General features: G+C 62.7%; 22 protein-coding genes. 11 read left to right on the top strand and 11 right to left on the bottom strand.

Going from position 1 to position 19,228, the window contains the following annotated elements; all coding sequences use genetic code 11:
- The first annotated feature begins 118 nt into the window (after nucleotides 1–118).
- The 3 genes from QWB57_RS07545 (at nucleotide 119) to QWB57_RS07555 (ending at nucleotide 2,870) form a co-directional block, all read left to right on the top strand.
- Nucleotides 119–1,585, top strand: a complete 1,467-nt coding sequence (locus QWB57_RS07545) for a catalase (protein WP_288968995.1) — start codon at nucleotides 119–121, stop codon at nucleotides 1,583–1,585.
- Nucleotides 1,586–1,674: 89 nt separating this feature from the next.
- Nucleotides 1,675–2,280, top strand: a complete 606-nt coding sequence (locus tag QWB57_RS07550) for a DUF937 domain-containing protein (protein ID WP_223629266.1) — start codon at nucleotides 1,675–1,677, stop codon at nucleotides 2,278–2,280.
- Between the two features lie 230 nt (nucleotides 2,281–2,510).
- Nucleotides 2,511–2,870: an Hpt domain-containing protein gene (locus tag QWB57_RS07555; RefSeq protein ID WP_263296785.1), complete on the top strand. Its 360-nt coding sequence runs from the start codon at nucleotides 2,511–2,513 to the stop codon at nucleotides 2,868–2,870.
- Between the two features lie 27 nt (nucleotides 2,871–2,897).
- Here the strand turns inward: QWB57_RS07555 and QWB57_RS07560 are convergent, their stop codons facing one another.
- Nucleotides 2,898–4,058 (bottom strand): PLP-dependent transferase, encoded by a 1,161-nt coding sequence (locus tag QWB57_RS07560; protein WP_288968997.1) that lies wholly within the window; start codon nucleotides 4,056–4,058, stop codon nucleotides 2,898–2,900.
- Between the two features lie 90 nt (nucleotides 4,059–4,148).
- Here QWB57_RS07560 and QWB57_RS07565 point away from each other — a divergent pair, with 90 nt between their 5' ends.
- Both QWB57_RS07565 and QWB57_RS07570 read left to right on the top strand, forming a co-directional pair.
- The gene (locus QWB57_RS07565; RefSeq protein WP_223629263.1) at nucleotides 4,149–4,628 is read left to right on the top strand and encodes an Lrp/AsnC family transcriptional regulator; all 480 of its coding nucleotides are present in this window, start codon (nucleotides 4,149–4,151) and stop codon (nucleotides 4,626–4,628) included.
- Nucleotides 4,629–4,708: 80 nt separating this feature from the next.
- Nucleotides 4,709–6,142 (top strand): aminotransferase class V-fold PLP-dependent enzyme, encoded by a 1,434-nt coding sequence (locus tag QWB57_RS07570; RefSeq protein ID WP_223629262.1) that lies wholly within the window; start codon nucleotides 4,709–4,711, stop codon nucleotides 6,140–6,142.
- Here QWB57_RS07570 and QWB57_RS07575 read toward each other — a convergent pair.
- The 10 genes from QWB57_RS07575 to ffh form a co-directional block, all read right to left on the bottom strand.
- Complete coding sequence (locus tag QWB57_RS07575; protein WP_223629261.1) at nucleotides 6,139–6,777, bottom strand: glutathione S-transferase family protein; 639 nt, start codon at nucleotides 6,775–6,777, stop codon at nucleotides 6,139–6,141. The two genes, QWB57_RS07570 and QWB57_RS07575, sit on opposite strands and share 4 nt — an antisense overlap.
- Nucleotides 6,778–6,830: 53 nt before the next feature.
- On the bottom strand, nucleotides 6,831–7,544 hold the full coding sequence (locus tag QWB57_RS07580) for a YafY family protein (protein ID WP_288969000.1): 714 nt from the start codon (nucleotides 7,542–7,544) through the stop codon (nucleotides 6,831–6,833).
- Between the two features lie 43 nt (nucleotides 7,545–7,587).
- A complete protein-coding gene (locus QWB57_RS07585; protein ID WP_223629259.1) occupies nucleotides 7,588–7,992 on the bottom strand; it encodes an RNA-binding S4 domain-containing protein in 405 nt (134 codons plus the stop codon).
- Nucleotides 7,993–8,065: 73 nt separating this feature from the next.
- A complete protein-coding gene (rplS, locus tag QWB57_RS07590; RefSeq protein ID WP_288969001.1) occupies nucleotides 8,066–8,473 on the bottom strand; it encodes a 50S ribosomal protein L19 in 408 nt (135 codons plus the stop codon).
- Between the two features lie 196 nt (nucleotides 8,474–8,669).
- On the bottom strand, nucleotides 8,670–9,452 hold the full coding sequence (trmD, locus tag QWB57_RS07595; protein ID WP_288969002.1) for a tRNA (guanosine(37)-N1)-methyltransferase TrmD: 783 nt from the start codon (nucleotides 9,450–9,452) through the stop codon (nucleotides 8,670–8,672).
- A 5-nt stretch (nucleotides 9,453–9,457) separates the two neighbouring features.
- A complete protein-coding gene (gene rimM / locus QWB57_RS07600) occupies nucleotides 9,458–9,979 on the bottom strand; it encodes a ribosome maturation factor RimM (RefSeq protein ID WP_288969003.1) in 522 nt (173 codons plus the stop codon).
- Nucleotides 9,980–10,030: 51 nt separating this feature from the next.
- Nucleotides 10,031–10,279, bottom strand: coding sequence for a 30S ribosomal protein S16 (rpsP, locus tag QWB57_RS07605; RefSeq protein ID WP_223629255.1), 249 nt, complete (start codon nucleotides 10,277–10,279; stop codon nucleotides 10,031–10,033).
- 126 nt (nucleotides 10,280–10,405) lie between these two features.
- Nucleotides 10,406–11,791, bottom strand: a complete 1,386-nt coding sequence (locus tag QWB57_RS07610; RefSeq protein WP_288969005.1) for a GGDEF domain-containing protein — start codon at nucleotides 11,789–11,791, stop codon at nucleotides 10,406–10,408.
- 2 nt (nucleotides 11,792–11,793) lie between these two features.
- Entirely contained in the window at nucleotides 11,794–12,264 is a 471-nt protein-coding gene (locus tag QWB57_RS07615) for a carboxymuconolactone decarboxylase family protein (protein WP_223629253.1), read from the bottom strand.
- A gap of 37 nt (nucleotides 12,265–12,301) precedes the next feature.
- Nucleotides 12,302–13,669, bottom strand: a complete 1,368-nt coding sequence (ffh, locus tag QWB57_RS07620; RefSeq protein ID WP_223629252.1) for a signal recognition particle protein — start codon at nucleotides 13,667–13,669, stop codon at nucleotides 12,302–12,304.
- A gap of 108 nt (nucleotides 13,670–13,777) precedes the next feature.
- Here ffh and modA point away from each other — a divergent pair, with 108 nt between their 5' ends.
- From modA to QWB57_RS07650, 6 genes are all read left to right on the top strand, one after another.
- Nucleotides 13,778–14,671, top strand: coding sequence for a molybdate ABC transporter substrate-binding protein (gene modA / locus QWB57_RS07625; protein WP_263296782.1), 894 nt, complete (start codon nucleotides 13,778–13,780; stop codon nucleotides 14,669–14,671).
- 6 nt (nucleotides 14,672–14,677) lie between these two features.
- Nucleotides 14,678–15,364 (top strand): molybdate ABC transporter permease subunit, encoded by a 687-nt coding sequence (modB, locus tag QWB57_RS07630; protein ID WP_223629251.1) that lies wholly within the window; start codon nucleotides 14,678–14,680, stop codon nucleotides 15,362–15,364.
- Nucleotides 15,357–16,430 carry a molybdenum ABC transporter ATP-binding protein gene (gene modC, locus QWB57_RS07635; protein ID WP_288969007.1) on the top strand — a complete coding sequence of 358 codons (1,074 nt, stop codon included), beginning with the start codon at nucleotides 15,357–15,359 and terminating at the stop codon, nucleotides 16,428–16,430. The genes modB and modC overlap by 8 nt, the downstream gene beginning before the upstream one ends.
- 86 nt (nucleotides 16,431–16,516) lie before the next feature.
- Nucleotides 16,517–17,569 (top strand): tellurite resistance/C4-dicarboxylate transporter family protein, encoded by a 1,053-nt coding sequence (locus QWB57_RS07640; protein ID WP_288969008.1) that lies wholly within the window; start codon nucleotides 16,517–16,519, stop codon nucleotides 17,567–17,569.
- An 87-nt stretch (nucleotides 17,570–17,656) separates the two neighbouring features.
- Nucleotides 17,657–18,199, top strand: a complete 543-nt coding sequence (locus tag QWB57_RS07645) for a molybdopterin-dependent oxidoreductase (RefSeq protein ID WP_288969009.1) — start codon at nucleotides 17,657–17,659, stop codon at nucleotides 18,197–18,199.
- A 125-nt stretch (nucleotides 18,200–18,324) separates the two neighbouring features.
- Nucleotides 18,325–19,228 (top strand): TonB-dependent receptor plug domain-containing protein (locus QWB57_RS07650; RefSeq protein ID WP_288969010.1); only part of this gene is annotated, 904 nt, incomplete at its 3' end.

Below are 19,228 nucleotides of genomic sequence, written 5' to 3' on the forward strand. Positions count from 1 at the left end.
CGACTGCATCTCTCCATCTATAGGCAATTTCTATTCAAAGAATCACATCATTCGATTTCTCAGCACAGCGGAAAGCGCCTATCGTGGCGTCATCGCCCACGTCCGCAAAGGATCGATCATGAGCAAGCCCAGCGACAGCAATAAGCAATATCCGGCCACTCACCTGACCACTGACTTCGGTGCGCCGGTGCCCGACAATCAGAACAGCCTCACCGCCGGCCCACGCGGCCCGCTGTTGGCACAGGATGTGTGGCTGAATGAGAAGCTGGCCAACTTCGTGCGCGAGGTGATCCCGGAGCGGCGCATGCACGCCAAGGGCTCGGGCGCGTTCGGCACGTTCACCGTCACCCAGGACATCACCCGCTACACCCGCGCCAAGCTGTTCGAGAAAGTCGGCAAGCAGACCGAACTGTTCGCCCGCTTCACCACCGTCGCCGGCGAGCGCGGCGCGGCCGATGCCGAGCGCGACATCCGCGGCTTCGCGCTGAAGTTCTACACCGAGGAAGGCAACTGGGACATGGTGGGCAACAACACCCCGGTGTTCTTCATCCGCGACCCGCGCAAGTTCCCCGACCTCAACAAGGTGGTCAAGCGCGACCCACGCACCAACCTGCGCAGCGCCACCAACAACTGGGACTGGTGGACCCTGCTGCCGGAAGCGCTGCACCAGATCACCATCGTGATGAGCGACCGCGGCATTCCCGCCAGCTACCGCCACATGCACGGTTTCGGCTCGCATACCTACAGCTTCTGGAACGCGGCTGGCGAGCGCTTCTGGGTGAAGTTCCACTTCCGCACCCGGCAGGGCATCAGGAACCTGAGCGACTCCGAAGCCGCCGCGCTGATCGGCAATGACCGTGAAAGCCACCAGCGCGACCTGTTCGACGCCATCGAACGCGGCGACTTCCCGAAGTGGACGATGTACGTGCAGGTGATGCCCGAAACCGACGCGGAAAAGGTGCCCTACCATCCGTTCGACCTGACCAAGGTGTGGCCGAAGGCGGACTATCCGCTGATCGAGGTCGGCGAGTTCGAGCTCAACCGCAACCCGGAGAATTTCTTCGCCGACGTCGAACAGAGCGCGTTCGCACCCGGCAACCTGGTCCCCGGGATTGGCGTGTCGCCAGACAAGATGCTGCAGGCGCGGCTGTTCAACTATGCCGACGCGCAGCGCTACCGGCTGGGCACCAATTACCAGCAAATCCCGGTCAATGCCGCACGCTGCCCGGTGCACAGTAACCATCGCGACGGCATCGGCCGGGTTGACGGCAACTACGGCGGGCTGCCGCATTACGAGCCCAACAGCTTCCAGCAGTGGCAGGAACAGCCGCAGTTCCGCGAGCCGCCATTGAAGATCGGCAACGTCGCTGACTGGTTCAATTTCCGCGAGGACGATGCCGACTACTACAAGCAGCCCGGCGACCTGTTCCGACTGATGAATCCGGCCCAGCAGCAGATGCTATTCGACAACACTGCCCGCGCGATGGGCGACGCGCCGGACTTCATCAAGCAGCGCCACATTGACAACTGCAGCAAGGCCGACCCGGCCTATGGTGCCGGCGTGGCCAAGGCGTTGGGGCTATAACCGAATGCAGGCGCCCTATCCTGCAGCCGTCTTGCCTATTTTTCACCTTGCCGACGTAGGATGGGTGTTCACCTCCGCAGGAATGCCCCATGACCGCCATGACCCAAGACCTTGCCGCCCAGCTACAAGGCGCACCCTTGCAACAAATCGCCAGCCAGCTGGGGCTTGATCCCGTACAGGCATCGGGTGCCATCAGCACCGCCTTGCCTTTGCTGATGGGCAAACTGGGCAGCAATGCCGCCAGTCCCGAAGGTGCACAGGCCTTGCTGGGTGCGCTACAGAACAATCACAGCGGGCTGGATATCGGCAGTGTATTGGGCGCGGTGTTGGGCGGCGGCGGCGGTGCAGAGGCCAATGGGGCCGGCATCTTGGGGCATATTTTTGGTGGCCAACAAGACAGCGCACAGGCTGGCGTGGCCCAAGCCACTGGTTTGCCGCATGCGCAGTCTGGCCAACTGCTGCAAATGTTGGCTCCGATCGTGATGGCCTACCTTGGCAAGCGAATGTCGGGGGATGCCGGTGGTGCAGATGCGCTCAGTGGCTTGTTGGGGCAAGAACACCAGGCGATCCGCCAACAAGGCGGCACCAGTGGCGGGCTGCTGGGCTCTTTGCTCGATCAAGACGGCGATGGCCAACTGGGTTTGAGCGATGCGCTCAAAATTGGCAGTTCGTTGTTTGGTGGCGGTGGGCGCTGAAGGCCGCGACCCCACATGCCCGGCACATCTCACCCGGTGCCGGCGGTGTGCATTGTGGCAAGCCTAGGCTTATGCCACTCTGCCGCATCTAACCGGAGTGGGGGATGCGCTTGAGTAATTGGATTTCGGCCCTGTTCCAGCGTTTGTTTTCTCGCTCGGGGTCACAACCTGCGCCGCGACGATCCTCATCTTCTGGCAAACCCGCGTTAGCCCGCGACGTTGATCCCGAGATGCGCGAAGTGTTTTTGCTGGAGCTTGAAGACATCACCAAAAATGTCGAAAACGCGCTTGCCGCTTGGTGCAAGGATTTCTCCAATCCAGCCCCCACGCGAGCGCTCTCGCGTGCATTTCACACGCTCAAAGGCTCGGCCCCGGTGATTGGGGCCACCCAGCTGGCAGATCTTGGCCGCGCCGCCGAGCAGGCGGCCAAGCATGCCGGACGCAAGCGCAACCCCGATCAAGCACTGATCGATGCGATCACCGCCGCCTCGCATTTACTGCCGCAATGGCTGCATGCGATGCGCCATAGCCAACCCGTCCCCGATGGAACGGTACGGGTCACCCGTCTGTTGCAACGCGCCGCAGGATAAATGCCGGCGCAGCTGCAAAAAACAGGTTCAGCCCAATGCCTGCGCCAGGTCCGCCCACAGGTCTTCCACATCCTCGATTCCCACCGACAGCCGCAGCAGGCCATCGGTAATCCCGGCAGCTGCTTTTGCCGCAGGATCCACCATGCGATGGGTGAGCCCGGAGGGATGTTGGATCAGGGTATCGATGGAGCCCAGACTTACCGCCGGCGTCATCACTTTGACCGTGGCCATCACCTTGGCAGCAGCGGCATGCCCACCAGCCAACTCGAATGCCATCAGCGTGCCGGGGCCACACATTTGCGTCCCCAACAACTGCGCATTGCGTACCGTGCCCAGCCCCGGATAAAACACCTTGTTCACCGCCGGATGCCCAGCCAACCGTTGCGCCAAGACTTGCGCATTGGCTTGCGCTGCTTCGACGCGCAATTTCAACGTAGGCAAGCCACGATGCAACAGATACGCCGCCAATGGGTGCAGCAAGCCACCCGTCGCAGCACGCACGGTGCGCAGTGGCCCGGCGTGGGTTTCATCGCAACACACTACGCCGGCAATCACATCGCCATGCCCACCCAGAAATTTGGTGGCACTGTGCAGTACATAGGTGGCACCGAGTGCCGCAGGGGTTTGCAGGACTGGCGTGGCGAAAGTGGAATCCACCAGCACCGGCACCTCGCCGGCAGCCGCTATCACTGTTTTGATATCGACCAAATCCAAGGTGGGATTGGCGGGGGTTTCGATGACCACCAGCACGGTATCGGCGCGGCGTTTGGTGGCAATGTCTTCGGCAGCCACGAACTCTGCCTCTAACCCGCACATGCCACTGGCCAACAGGTGGTCCGATGTGCCATACAACGGCCGCACCACTAGCACATGGCCACCATGCGCGCGACGTGCCAGCAATACGGCGGTGAGCGCCGCCATCCCCGAGGCAAATGCCACGCAGGCATCGGTACCCTCCAATTTGGCAATCGCGTTTTCGGTGCGTGCCACGGTGGGGTTGTGCAGGCGCGCATAGATCGGGTTGGCGGCATCATGCTTGCCACCAATCAGCGCATCAAAACTGGCCCCCGCCACATCGAGATCCGCGATTGGGTAGGTGGTGGATAAATCCAGTGGCGGCGCATGTACGCAAAGCTCGCCAAAATCTTCGCGCCCGGCGTGGACGGCGATGGTTTGAAAACGATGCATGGCACTTCCCCACATGGAATATTCATTCCATGCTAGAACATTGTTCGACAACTATAATTCATGTCGAATAGTATTTTGAAATTCAATCATATGACCACACTTGATCGAATCGATTACGCCTTGTTGCGCTTGTTGCGGAAGAATGCACGGCTACCCAACAAAGACCTTGCCGGAAAAGTGGGGATCGCGCAGTCCACTGCGCTCGAACGGGTGCGCAAGCTGCGCGAAGACAAGGTGTTGCTGGGCTACCACGCCGAGATTGCGCCGCAGGCGATCGGCATCGGGCTGCAGGCGATGGTGTCGGTACGGCTGGCCAAACACTCGCGTGCGCTGGTCGATGGTTTCCATGCCCACCTGCTGGCGCTGCCGGAAGTGCTGGCCTGTTATCACGTCGCCGGCGCCGACGACTTCCTCGTCCACGTCGGCGTGCGCAACAGCGACCACCTGCGCAACTTCACCCTGACCGCCTTCACCGAGCGCGAGGAAGTGGCGCATATCGAAACCCGGTTGATTTTCGAATTCCAGCGCAACAGCGAACTACCGCCGTGGCCCATTGCGGATGCAGACTGAACCGTGCACGGCCCAATTTGCGGCATCCGTTGCAGCGATCGCAGCCGGCACAATTCCTTGCCTTGCATGACGATGACGCCATGAACGATCCCGCCAATCTCGAATTCACGCCCGAAACCATGCGCGCCATGGGCCATGCGGTGGTCGAACGTGCAGTTGCACACATAGCAGGCTTGGGAAGCATGCCATCGAACGGGAATTTCGACGGCATTGAAGACTTGTGCCGATCGCTGGCCGAGCCGGAACCGCTGGACGGCACCACGCTGGACGCGCTGCTCGACCCGTTGTTCGAGCAGTGGATTCCTCGCTCATTCGGCACACCCGGCCCCGGCTATCTGGCCTACATTCCCGGCGGCGGCATCTATCCGGCAGCGCTCGCCGACTTTATCGCCGACACCGCCAACCGCTACACCGGTATCTGGCAGGCGGCCCCGGCGCTGGTGCAACTGGAGGCCAACGCGCTGGACTGGATGCGCGGGTGGATGCAGTTCCCGGCGACGGCGCGCGGCATATTCACCCCCGGCGGCTCGATGGCGATGTTCAACGCGATTGCCGCAGCGCGCGAGCAGCGCCTAGGCACCGACATCCGCGCTGGCACGCTGTACGTGTCCTCGCAATCGCATCATTCAATCACCAAAGCGGCGCGGCTGGCAGGTATCGCCCACGATCGCGTACGCACCATCGAAGTCGATGAAAACTTCCGGATGCGCGTGGACGCACTGCAGCTGGCCATCGGCGCCGACCGGTCGGCGGGGCTGAAACCCTTCATGGTGTTCTCCACCGCCGGCACCACCAACACCGGCGCGGTCGATCCGATCGACGCAGTGGCCGAACTGTGCACACGCGAAGCGCTGTGGCACCACGTCGATGGCGCCTACGGCGCGTTCTTCCACATGGTGCCGGAGCTGCGCCCGCTGCTGGCCGGGCTACCGCGTGCGGATTCGCTTACCCTCGACCCGCACAAGGGCCTGTTCCTGCCCTACGGCACCGGCGCGCTGCTGGTACGCGACGGCGAAGCACTGCGCGCACTGCATGCCTCCGAGGCCGGCTATCTGCCGGACAACCAGAACGAGTTCTACGACCCGGCGCAGTACGGCCCCGACCTGTCGCGCGGTTTTCCCGGCCTGCGCATATGGCTGACACTGAAGCTGCTTGGCAGCGATCGCTACCGTGCCGCGCTATCGGAAAAGCGCGGCCTGGCATGCTGGGCCGCCGGCGAGGTCGCGAAGATCCCCGGCATCGTGATGGATGCGCCGCCGCAGCTGTCGCTATTTGCCTTCCATCTGGAACACGGATCGCTACCCACGCTGGAAGCGCAGAACGCCGCCACCCGCACGCTGATGCAACGGGTGACGGCACGCGGGCGCGTGATGCTCACCGGCGCGCAAGTGGGCGAACGCTTCCTCGGGCGGGTGTGCGTACTCAGCTTCCGCACCCGGCGTGCGCAGATGCAGGCATGTATCGAGGATATCGCTGCGGAAACTGCAGCAATTTTGTCGAAGCGGCAGGATTAATGCGCCGCGTTTACCGACGGCTCCGCTTTCGGCTTGAGCAAGCCTTCATCGTGCGCAGTCGCACGCTGACAGGCTGGTCGCTGCGAATGTGCCATTGCATAGTCCTGAAACACCGGCCTGGGCTCCAGCTCACCAATCTGGATGTAGTAGCCGATGAAGGCGGACAGGTAGAGGTCGGCCACGGTGAAGCGGTCGCCCACCAGAAAGCGCTTGCCCGCCACTGCGCCTTCCAGCGTGCGCAGCAGGTCGGCCTCGTTGCCGTAACCAGACTCCATCGACGGTGCGATGCTGCCGTGGCGGCGTGCGGTAATGAAGAACTCCAGCGGGCTGGCGAACAGCATCCAACGGTAGCAAGCGCCACGCTCTGGCGTGCCCGGCGGTGGCAGCAGGCCCAGCTCCGGCACCAGATCGGCCAGATGCAGACAGATGGCGGCGTTCTCGGTGATTGCCACGCCGTTGTGCAACAGCGCCGGCACCTTGCCCATCGGATTGATGGCAAGGAACTCCGGCGCCTTCATCGTGGTGCCGTACTCCAGCACAACCTCTTCGTAAGGCAGGCCGGTTTCTTCCAGCATCCAGCGGGTAATCCGGGCGCGCGACATCGGGTGGGTGTAGAAGCGCAATTGCGTGCTCATGAAGGCTCCTTGATCGGGTCGGGGTGAGCCCGCAGTGTGCGCCGGCCCTGCTGTCAATTTCTGTCAGCAGTGACGCGGTCACGCTGGCGCAGCTGCTCCTGCACGCGCCAGCGCCGCAGCAGACCATGCCGTGTCTCCGGGTAGCCGCGCCCGGCATCTTCCAGCCCCAGCACGCGATCAGCGCGAAAATGGCGAAACTCCCCGCGCAGTTCGCACCACGCGGCCAGCAAGCGGCGATCATCGAGGAAAGCCATCGCAAACGGCCAGATCGTACGCTGCGAGACCCGATTGCCAGCATCGGCATAGGCCAGATGCAGGGCTCGCTGGCCACGGATGGCGCGGCGCAGCGTCGGCAACCAAGGCTCCGGGGCCGAAGGGCGCCAATCCGGCGCGAACAAGCCACCGGTTTCCACCTGCAAGCGCAGGCCCTCCGGCAGGATGCCAAGGATGCGGTCCATTGCGCCGCGTGCCGCCGTCGCCAGCTCCGGGTCGGCATGCGACGCCACCCAGCGCGTGCCCAGCACCATCGCCTCGAGTTCTTCTTCCGAAAACATCATCGGTGGCAGCAGAAAGCCGGGGCGCAATTGGTAGCCAATACCGGGGTCGCCGGCAATGTCCGCGCCCTGTCCGCGCAAGGTGTCGATGTCGCGATACAGGGTGCGCAGGCTGACGCCAAACGTCTCCGCCAGTTGCACACCCGATACCGGCTGCCGACGCTGGCGCAATGCATCCAGCAATTTCAACAAACGAGTGGCGCGTGTGGACATGGACGTGGCGGAAACGGCGGCAGTGGACAGGCGCTACCTTAGCCTACAGCGCGTCGATATCCCCCAGCGCCCGAATCAAGCGACGTGCGCGCTTGTCGGGCTTGGTCTCGGGTGGATGGTAGCCGGCACGCTCGGCGGCGCGCTGGGCGCGGGCGAGTTCACGCGCCGCACGTGAGGCTTCGGATTCGCGATACAGCGTCTGCGCAATAGCCGCCGGGCCACGTACCACCGACAACATGAGCACGTCGAGTTCGAAAACCTCTTCCATGCGTTGCACGCGCAGCGCATCCCCCACCCGCACGCCACGCGCAGGTTTGGCGCGCTGCCCTCCCACCTCCACCTTGCCGGTTTCAATCGCGTGCTTGGCCAATGCGCGGGTCTTGAAAAAACGCGCGGCCCAGAGCCACAAATCAAGACGAACGCTACCGCTGTCATCCACCAATGTCATCTGCAAATTCCCGGAGATTCCAACGCAAACGGCCACCCGAAGGTGGCCGCTGTGCATCACGCGAAGCGCTGGATTACTCGGCAGCCGCGGCAGCCGCCTTGGCGCGCGCCTTGGCATTGCCAGCCAAGTCTTCCTTGATGCGGGCCTTCTTGCCTTCCAAACCACGCAAGTAGTACAGCTTACTGGCGCGCACCGCGCCACGACGCTTGACTTCCACCGAGTCGATGGTGGCACTGTGGGTCTGGAATACGCGCTCGACGCCAAAGCCATGCGAGATCTTGCGCACGGTGAACGCGGAGTTCAGGCCAGCGTTCTTCTTGCCGATCACCACGCCTTCGTAAGCCTGCACCCGCTCACGGTTGCCTTCTTTCACTTTCACGTTGACCACCACGGTGTCACCGGGGCCGAAATCGGGCAGCTTGCGGGTCGCTTGGGCGGATTCGAAATCTTGCAGCAGGGTATGGATCGAGGGCTTGTTCATGGGATCAACCTATTGATGTGTATTGCGTGCTTGTGCACGCGCCTGTTGGAGTCGTTGTTGCGCGAGTGCACGTGGACCCGCGTCATGGCACTGATAAAGCAGACATCGGTACAACACGGGCGATTGGCCCAGCCGCGCATTATAGCTGGGTTTTCCGTTTTGCGGCAAATACTTGGCGCACTATTGCAGGTTGGCCTTAAACCGTGTCTGGGCCGTCGTCGTCCGGCTCATCCACCGCCTGCAACCATCGGCTGCGAAAGTCGTCCAGCAAGGCGCGATCGCCTTTGGACAGTTCCGCTTCGTTCAACAACTCCGGCCGGCGAAGCCAGGTGCGGCCGAGCGATTGTTGCCTTCGCCAATAGGCAATGGCCGCGTGATTTCCCGATAACAACACCTCGGGCACGCTGCCTAGCGCGTGTTCCACCGGCCGCGTGTAATGTGGGCAGTCCAGCAGGCCATCGCCTTCAAAGCTGTCTTGCACGGCCGATTCGGCATCGTTCAGCGCGCCTTCCTGCAGGCGCGCCACCGCATCAATCAGCACCGCCGCCGCCAACTCGCCGCCGGACAGCACGTAATCGCCAATCGAAATTTCTTCATCCACCTCGGCTTGCAGCAGGCGTTCATCCACGCCCTCGTAGCGCCCGCACAGCAGCGCAATACGGGGACGGACCGCCAATTCGCGCACCGCGGCCTGGGTCAACGGCCGGCCCTGCGGACTGAGATAAATCACATGCGCAGGTGCGGGATCGGCAGCGCGCATCGCCGCCAACGCGGCGCGCAAAGGTTCGATCAACATCACCATGCCGGGGCCGCCACCAAACGGGCGGTCGTCCACGCGGCGGTAGTTGCCTTCGGCGTAATCGCGTGGATTCCAGCCATGCACCGACAACAACCCGCGCTCACCCGCACGCCCCACTACGCCGTGCGCGCTGATTTGTTCGACGAATTCGGGAAACAGGCTGAGGATGTCGAAGCGCATGACGCTCAAAAATCCGCGTCCCAATCGACCGTGACAACGCCGGCATCGAAATCCACCGAGACGATGTAAGTAGGCAGCACAAACGGAATCATGCGCTCGCGCTCGCCCTGCGCCACCAGCACATCGTTGGCACCATTATTGAAGATATGCGACACGCGGCCAAAGTCTGCGCCATCGGCATTGACCACGCGCAGCCCCTCCAAATCCACCCAGTAATACTCGCCGGGCGGCGGCGCAGGCAAGGCCGAACGCGGCACCCAGACCTCGACGCCGCGCAGCGCATCGGCGGCGTCGCGGTCGTCCACCCCCGGCAAGGTCGCCACCAGCCCTTTGCCGCCCTCGCGTACTTTCACGCCTTCGCACACCTGCGGGTTGCCGCGCGCATCACGCAGCGTCCACGGCTGATAGCGGGCAATCGCCTTTTCGGGATCGGTGAAGCTTTCCAGCTTGACCTCGCCACGCACGCCAAACGCACCGTGCAGGCGACCCACGGCAATCATCCGCTGGGAGCTGTCCGGTGCGTTCATGGAGGACTCTCGCTGTCACAGCGCCTGCGAACAGGCGCCATGCAAGGTGAATCAGGCAGCCTTGACGGCGGTCTTGTACAAATCAGCCACCTTGTCGGTCAGCTGCGCGCCGTTGTCCAGCCAATGCTTGACGCGATCGAGGTTGAGCTCAACGCGCTTTTCCGCACCCTGCGCCACCGGGTTGTAGAAACCCACGCGCTCGATGTTGCGGCCATCACGGGCGCTGCGGCCATCGGTGACGATGATGTGGTAGAAAGGACGCTTCTTGGCGCCGCCACGGGTAAGGCGAATCTTGACCATTGCAGTTTCTCGGTGTTGCCCAGCGGCCGGGATGGCCGGGTAAGCCGACAAGTTTAGCGTTTTTTCAAGGCGCAGCCAAGCACTTGAGCATCATGATCTTCCAAGGCGCGGGGCACACGCTGGCCGTCAGGCATGCCCCAGGGGCGGCGCTTTCGCCTCCGCCGGCGCCTCAGCCGCCATCGTGAGACGGTCGCGCCCTTCCTGCTTGCTACGATAGAGCGCCGCATCGGCCCGGGAGATCAGCCCGGCGGGCGCCTCGCCCGATACCGCAAGCGCTGCACCGATGCTCACCCTCACCGGTCGGTTCGGCCACTGCCTGGCATGGAACGCGGCCAGGATGCGCCGCCCCACTTGCGCCACGCGCTCTGCGTCGCTCCGCACCAGGACAACCGCGAATTCCTCGCCACCATAGCGTGCAGCCAGATCGCCCGGACGCAGCTCCGCATGCAGCAGGCGCCCGGCCTCCCGCAATGCATCGTCCCCTGCCTGATGGCCAAAATCATCGTTGAAGCTTTTGAAGTGGTCGAGATCAAGGATCAGCAGCGCGACATCCTCATTCTCCCGAAGCGCCTGCGCCAATCCCGCGTCGAACGCGCGCCGGTTGGCCAGCCCGGTCAGCCCGTCGGTGTTGGCATCGGTGCGCAACGCAAGCACGGTACGCCGCTGGCGCTCGCTGCGATCCAGCAGATAAGCCACCCACAGGATTGCGGCGGCGACCACGCCACCGGTCACCACCGCAGCCAGCGAAAGCGCCTGCGCTTCGGACACACCCAGCCACGCCTGTACCATCTCGAACAGGAAGGTCAGCAGGCTTGGCAGCAGCAACGCAGGCAGGATCAGCCGACGTGCGAATGCACCGCCCGGGCTGTCGGCCACCACGATACGCGTCAAGCCGGTGGATGGCACCGATGCCATCCACGCTAGCGTCAGCAACAGCAACAGCGACGCCGTCACGATCGGCATCCTGAGCGGCAGGTGGAATGCTGTCCCTGCCAGCACAAGCCCGAACGCGGCAATCGACGCCATGGTGATGGCGATGACCGCAAGCGCGCAGGCCTCACGCAGCCAAATCACCTGCCTTGACGCGACCGCCATCCCCACCAGCCCCAGCAGCGTGAATGCCACTGCCGTCAGTTCCAGCATTTTCCCGGGCGGCCTGTTCGGCCAGTGTGGAAGCAGCCCCCCCAGATCAGGCAGACAAATCACCTTGGCACCCGATGCAAATTCCAGCAGCTCGCACCCCGCAAGCAGGGTCAGCAGCAAGGACAGCAGGAAGCTGCTCCATGGCCATCTGTGCGACAACAGCAATGCGCCACCGGCAAGCACGCCAGCCAAGGCCGCGCCGGCACGCATGCTGGTAGCCGGGAGCGCAAACATCTGCAAGGGCGCCACAGCACTCACCCACGCCAGCAGCACGATCAGCGATACCGCTACCAGCAACCAACCCACGATACGCGAGTACACAATGAATCCGCGCACCACCTCGGTATTGACGCGAATGTCATTGCTCATGCTCAACCCGTTATCGAGTGCGGGCTGACGTAATCGCCAACCGGGGTGCGAAATGCAACATTCAGCCGATTCCAGCCATTGATGGCGATGATGGCCAGGGTCAGGTCCACCAGCGATTTTTCATCGAAATGACGGCGCGCCGCACCATAGACGTCATCGTCCACGCCATGCGGACCGGCTATCGCGGTGACCGCTTCGGTCCAGGCCAGCGCCGCGCGCTCGCGCTCGGTATAGCAAGGCGCATCGCGCCAGACCGGCAGCAGGTACACGCGCTGCTCGGTTTCACCCTGCGCCCGCGCATCCTTGCTGTGCATGTCCAGGCACCAGGCGCAGCCATTGAGCTGCGAGGCGCGGGATTTGACCAATTCGAGCAGCGACGCTTCCAGGCCGCTTAGATGGACCTGCCTCTCCAGCTGCAGCATGGCTTTGAAAGCCTCTGGCGAGGCATGCTGATAATCAAGACGCTGCTGCATCGAACACCTTCCGACGTTGATGCAACATTACGCCAAATCAGCGCATCGGCATACCGCCACGCCCACCCATCATGCCGGACAGGCCACGCATCATGCCCTTCATGCCGCCACGGCCCAGCTTGCCCATCATTTTCTCCATCTGCTGGTATTGCTTGAGCACTTTGTTGACGTCGGCCGGGGTGAGGCCGCTGCCGCGTGCCACCCGCGCGCGCCGCGAGCCGTTGAGTAGATCCGGGTTGCGGCGTTCTTTTTTGGTCATCGAATTGATGATGGCGATCATGCGCGGCACTTCCTTGCCGGTCACTTGCTGCTTGACCGACTCCGGCACCTGACCCATGCCCGGCAGTTTGTCCATCAAGCCAGACAAGCCACCCATGTTCTGCATTTGTTCAAGCTGGTCGCGCATGTCGTTGAGGTCAAACTTTTTGCCCTTGGCCACTTTCTCGGCCAGTTTTTTGGCTTTGTCTTGATCGACCTGCGATTCCACCTGTTCGACCAGCGACAGCACGTCGCCCATGTCGAGGATGCGGCCGGCGGCGCGCTCGGGATGGAACACGTCCAGGCCGTCGGGCTTCTCGCCCACGCCGACAAATTTGATCGGCTTGCCGGTGATGTAGCGCACCGAGAGTGCCGCGCCGCCGCGTGCATCGCCATCGGTCTTGGTCAGCACTACGCCGGTCAGCGGCAGTGCTTCACCAAAATGCTTGGCCGTCACAGCCGCATCTTGGCCGGTCATCGAATCGACCACGAACAAGGTTTCGACCGGGTTCACTGCGGCGTGCAGGGCTTTGATCTCGGCCATCATCGCAGCGTCAATGCTGGTGCGACCGGCGGTATCCACAATCAGTACATCGGCAAACGTCTTGCGCGCCTCATCTATCGCGGCTTTGACGATGGCCTCGGGCTTTTGCGAGGCATCGGAGGGGAAGAAAATCGCCCCCACCTGACCGGCCAGCGTCTGCAATTGCTCGATCGCGGCCGGACGGTAGACGTCGGCGGACACCACCATCACTTTCTTCTTGCGTTTTTCCTTCAGGTGCTTGGCCAGCTTGGCCACCGTGGTGGTCTTGCCCGCACCTTGCAAGCCGGCCATCAAAATCACCGCAGGGGCCGGCACATTGAGGTTCAGGTCGGATGCCTGCGCGCCCATCACCATGGCCAATTCGTCGCGCACGATCTTGACCAGCACCTGGCCCGGCGACAGCGAGCGCAGCACTTCCTGCCCCACCGCACGCACCTTGATGCGCTGGATCAAGGCTTGCACCACCGGCAGTGCCACATCGGCTTCCAGCAAGGCGATGCGCACCTCGCGCACGGCCTCGCTGATATTGGATTCGCTCAGGCGGCCACGGCCACGCAGGCGTTCAATCGTGCCGGACAGGCGCTGGGTCAGGGATTCAAACACGCGGGCGCACCAAAAATTGACGAATCGGGGATTATAGCCGGGCCTCACCAGTACCGGCATCGAAGCAACCGGATAGACTTCACGCAACGTCGCAACCGGATGCTGAACATGAAGCGTGGATGGATTCTGGGATGGTTGATTTCGGCAGCCTTGGCGCTGCCGTGCACAACGCTGGCTGCCGTCCCACAGGCCAGCCCGCCAGCCAAGCCACAAGCGGCGCCCGCCGCCAAGCCGATGGTGGCAAGGCCTGCTACGACTGCGCCAACGACCGCTGCCGTGCCGCTCACCAGCAAGCCCAAACTGCCACCGCCGCCGCCCATCGCACGCTTGGCGGTGGCCGCCAATTTTGCCGATGCCGCGCGCCAACTGGGCCGTGCGTATTCCAAGCAGACAGGGCATCGCATCGAAGTCAGCGCCGCCTCCACCGGCAAGCTGTACGCACAGATTCACAACGGCGCACCGTTCGACGTATTGCTGTCGGCCGATGCCGCCACACCACGGCGCTTGGCCGATGAAGGCATGGCCGATGGCAACACCGTGTACGACTACGCCATCGGTCGGCTGGTGCTGTGGAGCCGTGATCGCGACGCCGTGACCGATGGCGAGGCATTGCTGCGCAAAGGTCATATCGAACGTTTGGCCATCGCCAACCCAGCGTTGGCACCCTATGGCGAAGCCGCCCGCGAAAGCCTGAACTACGTACGCCGCTGGGTGGAACTGGAGCCCAAGCTGGTATTGGGTGAAAACGTGGGCCAGGCGACCCAGTTTGTGATCAGCGGTGCTGCACCACTGGGCCTGTTGCCGCGCTCGCTGGTTTTGCAGGCAGGCAAGCAGGGCAAGCCCGGTTCGGGCTGGGATGTGCCAGCCAGCTGGCATTCGCCCATCGTGCAAAGCGCAGTGTTGCTCCAGCATGGCTACAAAAATCCAGCGGCACGCGGCTTTATGAAATACCTGCAAAGCCCGGCCGCGCAAAAACAAATCCACGCGCTGGGTTACGACTGATCACCCATGCAAGTCGACACCCCCGCCTGGATCGCCGCGCTCTGGGTGACCCTGAAACTGGCGGGATTCACCACGCTGATTCTGCTGATCGTGGGCATGCCGCTGGCGTGGTGGCTGGCGCGTAGTCGCTCATTCTGGCGTGCGCCGGTGGGCGCGGTGGTGGCATTGCCGATGGTGCTGCCACCGACCGTGCTGGGGTTTTATCTGTTGATCGGGCTGGCACCTGCCGGCCCGATTGGGCAGCTGACCCAATCACTGGGACTGGGCAGTCTGGCATTCACCTTCAGCGGCCTGCTGCTGGCCTCGGTGCTGTATTCGATGCCATTTGTGGTGCATCCACTGCAAGCCGGTTTTGCCGCAATTGCAACGGATACCCTGGACGCTGCCGCCAGTTTGCGCGCCGGCCCGCTGGATCGGTTTTGCAGCGTCGTATTGCCACTGTCGCGGCCCTCGCTGCTCACCGCCAGCCTGCTCGGCTTTGCGCATACGGTGGGCGAATTTGGCGTGGTGTTGATGGTGGGCGGCAATATCGAAGGCCAGACCCGCGTGCTCTCGGTATTGCTGTATGACCAAGTGGAAGCAATGGCGTATGCCGACGCGCATGTGCTGGCAGCCTGCTTGTTGGCCTTTTCGTTTGCGCTGCTGCTGGTGATGCAGTGGTTGGGCCGACGCACGGCGGTGTTGCATGGCTGAACTTGCAAACACGCTGGAAATTTCCCTGCGGCTGGCACGCGGCGCGTTCCAACTGCACGCCGACCTGCGCCTGCCCGTGCAAGGCACCACAGTGGTGTTTGGCCCCTCCGGTTGCGGCAAAAGCACCTTGCTGCGAGCCATCGCCGGGTTGGAGCCGGCGGCCAGTGGGGGGGTGCAAATTGCTGGCGAACTCTGGCAGGCTCCGCAATTTCGCTTGCCCGCGCACCGCCGCGCAGTGGGCATGGTGTTCCAGCACAGCGCCCTGCTTCCTCACCTCAGTGTGCAAGGCAATTTGCGCTATGGCTGGAAGCGCGCGGGTGCCAGCGCGGCGCTGCTTGCGCAATGGATCGAGCGCCTGCAACTCACGCCGCTACTGGCACGTCGCCCACATTCGCTCTCGGGCGGTGAACGGCAGCGCGTGGCGCTGGCGCGTGCACTGGTCACGGCGCCCAAAGTCTTGTTGCTGGATGAGCCGTTGAGCGCGCTGGATGCGCAGCGCCGCAGCGAGATCCTGCCGTTTCTGGAAACCGTACGCCGCGATGCCGGCATCCCCATCTTGTATGTCACCCATGCGGTGGAAGAAGTGGCGCGGCTGGCCGATTATTTGGTGTTGATGGAAGCCGGCCACATCACCAGCGCCGGCCCTGCACTGGAGCTGCTCAATCGCAATGACTTGCCGCTGGCGCTGCGTGACGATGCCGGCGTGGTGCTGGACGCACAGGTCATCGACCGTGATGCTCACGGCCTGCTGGCCCTGCACACCCGCGCCGGCACGCTATACGCACACGGCCCCGCGCATCCACCCGGCACACCCCTGCGGATACGCATCCAAGCCCGCGATGTGAGCCTGGCGCTGCACCATCACGATGATTCCAGCCTGCTGAACCTGTTGCCCGCCACTTTGGAAACCTTGGATGCACTGCCCGGCGGACAAGTACAGGTGCGCTTGCTGGCCAACGGCACGCCGCTGCTGGCGCGGATTTCGCATCGCTCCCTGGAACGCCTTCAATTGCAACCCGGCATGGCGCTGTGGGTGCAAATCAAGGCAGTGGCCCTGCTGGTGTAATGGCTCGCAGTTGATTTCGATCAAGTGCATGCAAGCCTGCGCTGATTAGTCTCGGATGCGGTTTGTTTGAAAAAGGAAGTGCGCCGATGCCACGCCTGCTGCGCCACGTCCGCACCTCTACCGAAACCCTCTCGCCCGGCTATTTCAGCATGGTGATGGCCACCGGCATCCTGTCACTTGCAGCACATCTGATGGGCCTGCCGCACCTTGCCATCGGTCTGTTCTGGCTGAATTGGTGCTTGTTCGTGGTCATCGGTGCGCTGGCGTTGATGCACCTGTACTGGCATCCCAAGCGCGTGCGCGATGATCTGTTCAACCATCTCAACGCACCGGGGTTTTTCACCTTCGTCGCGGCCTGTTCGATCCTTGCCAGCCAAAGCCTGCTGATTGGCGGCAATCTGCCACTGGCCGCGCTCCTGGGGGGTATTGGCCTGCTGGCTTGGGTGCTGTTCACCTACACCATCTTTACCGTGCTCACGGTCAAGCAAGACAAGCCGGAACTTGCGCGTGGCATCAATGGTGGCTGGCTGCTGGCGGTGGTGGCCACCCAATCGATGGCGGTAATTGCGGCGCTGATTTCACAACACGTGGATCAACCGCTGCGGATGGAGCTCAATTTCTTCGCACTGTCGATGTGGCTGTGGGGCGGCATGCTGTACATCTGGATGATGTCGCTGATCTTCTATCGCTACACGTTTTTTGCGTTTTCTCCCGCCGATTTGTCACCACCGTACTGGATCAACATGGGCGCGATGGCCATTTCCACACTGGCCGGCTCACTGCTGATTCTCAACACCCCGCACGCGCCATTCCTGAACTCGATGCTGCCGTTCCTGAAAGGCTTCACCGTATTCTATTGGGCCACCGGCACCTGGTGGATTCCAATGCTGATTGTCCTGGCGATTTGGCGGCACGGTGTACGCCACTTCCCATTCACCTACGACCCGATGTACTGGGGCGCGGTGTTCCCGCTGGGCATGTACGCAGTCAGTACCTTGCGCATGATGGAAGCCATGGAACTGCATTTCCTTGGCCTGCTGCCGCACGTGATCTTCGGCATCGGCCTGTGCGCATGGGCATTGCTGTTTACCGGGCAGTTGCGGGCACTGCATCGGCAGTGGCGCGACACGCCAGCGTAAAGAGTTGACTCAAATCAAACCCGCCCGGGCATGGGTTAGTTATGCTGCCAATCGCTATATACATATCCACATATCGAAGGTATTGCCATGAAGCTTCGCCCCCTCGTACTCGCTGCACTGCTACTGACCACCCCTGCCCTGCACGTTGCCTATGCCGACAACCCCGTCCCCATCGCCAGCGTCAAGCCCAGCATCGAGGTACGCATCAGCGGCGCGGTCAAAGCGCCCAAGGCCTTCGATGTGACGGCACTGAAAAAGCTCACCACCCGCAACAGCGGGCCGATGGACGTGGTGTGCGCGTCCGGGGCCACGGTGGGCAAGGTCGCCAATTTCCGTGGCGCTCGGCTGACCGATGTGCTCGATGCCGTTGGCCTGAGCCTGGATGGCCACAAGGATGGCCGCCGCATGGTGGTGGTGGCACGCGCTACCGATGGCTACGTGGTCACCTTCTCCTGGAACGAGCTCTACAACACCGCGATTGGCAAGGACGTGCTGGTGGCTTGGGAAAAAGATGGCAAACCGCTGGATGTGCGTGAAGGCCAGCTGTTGTTGATCTCCGGGCAAGACACCAAAACCGGCCCGCGCCATGTGCGCAATCTCAGCTCCATTGAAGTATTACGAATGAAATGACCCCTGCGTGGCACAGGGACGTGCCACACCTTTTCCCAATCCCGGCCGCACGTTGCCGCACATTCAATTGTCGCGGCATGGCGCGGTATTGCCGGCATTCCCAATTCCCTCAGCACGCCCTGCTTATGCAAGCTCACACAAACAACAACCCCTACCAACGCCTGCAGTGCAGCGTATTGTCGGTCGCGCTGCTCATCAGCCTGTCCTGCTTTGCCTCTGCGCATGCCGAAGATACTGACAAAACCGGCAAACCCTTCGAACTTGGCCGCGTGGTGGTGCAAGGCCAGAAGGCAACGCGGTCCGCTGCTGGCGAATCCGCCATCTCCCGCGAACAACTGGATACCCTCAACCGCGAAACCGTAGGCGAGGCTGTTGCCATTGCGCCCGGCGTATCGCTCTCGCACAACAGCCGCAACGAGGCGATGGTGTACGTGCGCGGCTTTGACCCGCGCCAAGTGCCGGTATTTCTGGATGGCATCCCGCAATACGTCCCCTACGATGGCTATATCGACTTCGACCGCTTCACCACCTTCGGCCTTGGCGAAATCCACGTCGCCAAGGGCGCGGCTTCGCTGCTGTACGGCCCCAACACCTTGGGTGGTGCGATCAATCTGGTCTCGCGCAAACCCACCCAACCGCTGGAAGGCGACGTGCGCCTTGGTGCGGGCAGTCGCGGCGAGCGTAAAGCCGCAGCCAATCTGGGGATGCGCAAGGGCGACTGGTATCTGCAAGCGGGCTGGTCGTGGCTGGATGCCGACAGCTTCCCGCTGCCGGACGGTTTCAAGGACTACAAGGCCAAGCCCACCGATACCGGCGACGAACGCGAAAACGCCTATCGCAGCGACCGCCGCGCCTCGATCAAACTCGGCTATGCGCCCGGCGAGCGCAGCGAGTTCGCCATCGGCTACGTGAAGCAGGACGGCGAGAAGGGCAACCCGGTCTATACCGGCCGCGCCAGCGGCGGCATCCGCTATTGGCGCTGGCCGTGGTGGGACAAGGAAAGCCTGTACTTCATCGGCAACATTGGCC

This window comes from uncultured Thermomonas sp. (assembly GCF_937872235.1).
Lineage (GTDB): Bacteria > Pseudomonadota > Gammaproteobacteria > Xanthomonadales > Xanthomonadaceae > Thermomonas > Thermomonas beijingensis.

Bases quoted from the DNA above. Each gene is read 5' to 3' on its own strand.
- QWB57_RS07575 (WP_223629261.1), bottom strand. From the start codon at position 6,777: ATGAGCACGCAATTGCGCTTCTACACCCACCCGATGTCGCGCGCCCGG.
- QWB57_RS07645 (WP_288969009.1), top strand. From the start codon at position 17,657: ATGAAGCTTCGCCCCCTCGTACTCGCTGCACTGCTACTGACCACCCCT.
- QWB57_RS07615 (WP_223629253.1), bottom strand. From the start codon at position 12,264: ATGCAGCAGCGTCTTGATTATCAGCATGCCTCGCCAGAGGCTTTCAAA.
- rimM (WP_288969003.1), bottom strand. From the start codon at position 9,979: ATGAACGCACCGGACAGCTCCCAGCGGATGATTGCCGTGGGTCGCCTG.
- modB (WP_223629251.1), top strand. From the start codon at position 14,678: ATGCAAGTCGACACCCCCGCCTGGATCGCCGCGCTCTGGGTGACCCTG.
- QWB57_RS07570 (WP_223629262.1), top strand. From the start codon at position 4,709: ATGAACGATCCCGCCAATCTCGAATTCACGCCCGAAACCATGCGCGCC.
- rplS (WP_288969001.1), bottom strand. From the start codon at position 8,473: ATGAACAAGCCCTCGATCCATACCCTGCTGCAAGATTTCGAATCCGCC.
- trmD (WP_288969002.1), bottom strand. From the start codon at position 9,452: ATGCGCTTCGACATCCTCAGCCTGTTTCCCGAATTCGTCGAACAAATC.
- QWB57_RS07560 (WP_288968997.1), bottom strand. From the start codon at position 4,058: ATGCATCGTTTTCAAACCATCGCCGTCCACGCCGGGCGCGAAGATTTT.
- QWB57_RS07545 (WP_288968995.1), top strand. From the start codon at position 119: ATGAGCAAGCCCAGCGACAGCAATAAGCAATATCCGGCCACTCACCTG.
- QWB57_RS07555 (WP_263296785.1), top strand. From the start codon at position 2,511: ATGCGCGAAGTGTTTTTGCTGGAGCTTGAAGACATCACCAAAAATGTC.
- modC (WP_288969007.1), top strand. From the start codon at position 15,357: ATGGCTGAACTTGCAAACACGCTGGAAATTTCCCTGCGGCTGGCACGC.
- QWB57_RS07550 (WP_223629266.1), top strand. From the start codon at position 1,675: ATGACCGCCATGACCCAAGACCTTGCCGCCCAGCTACAAGGCGCACCC.
- QWB57_RS07610 (WP_288969005.1), bottom strand. From the start codon at position 11,791: ATGAGCAATGACATTCGCGTCAATACCGAGGTGGTGCGCGGATTCATT.
- QWB57_RS07580 (WP_288969000.1), bottom strand. From the start codon at position 7,544: ATGTCCACACGCGCCACTCGTTTGTTGAAATTGCTGGATGCATTGCGC.
- rpsP (WP_223629255.1), bottom strand. From the start codon at position 10,279: ATGGTCAAGATTCGCCTTACCCGTGGCGGCGCCAAGAAGCGTCCTTTC.
- modA (WP_263296782.1), top strand. From the start codon at position 13,778: ATGAAGCGTGGATGGATTCTGGGATGGTTGATTTCGGCAGCCTTGGCG.
- QWB57_RS07585 (WP_223629259.1), bottom strand. From the start codon at position 7,992: ATGACATTGGTGGATGACAGCGGTAGCGTTCGTCTTGATTTGTGGCTC.
- QWB57_RS07565 (WP_223629263.1), top strand. From the start codon at position 4,149: ATGACCACACTTGATCGAATCGATTACGCCTTGTTGCGCTTGTTGCGG.
- QWB57_RS07640 (WP_288969008.1), top strand. From the start codon at position 16,517: ATGCCACGCCTGCTGCGCCACGTCCGCACCTCTACCGAAACCCTCTCG.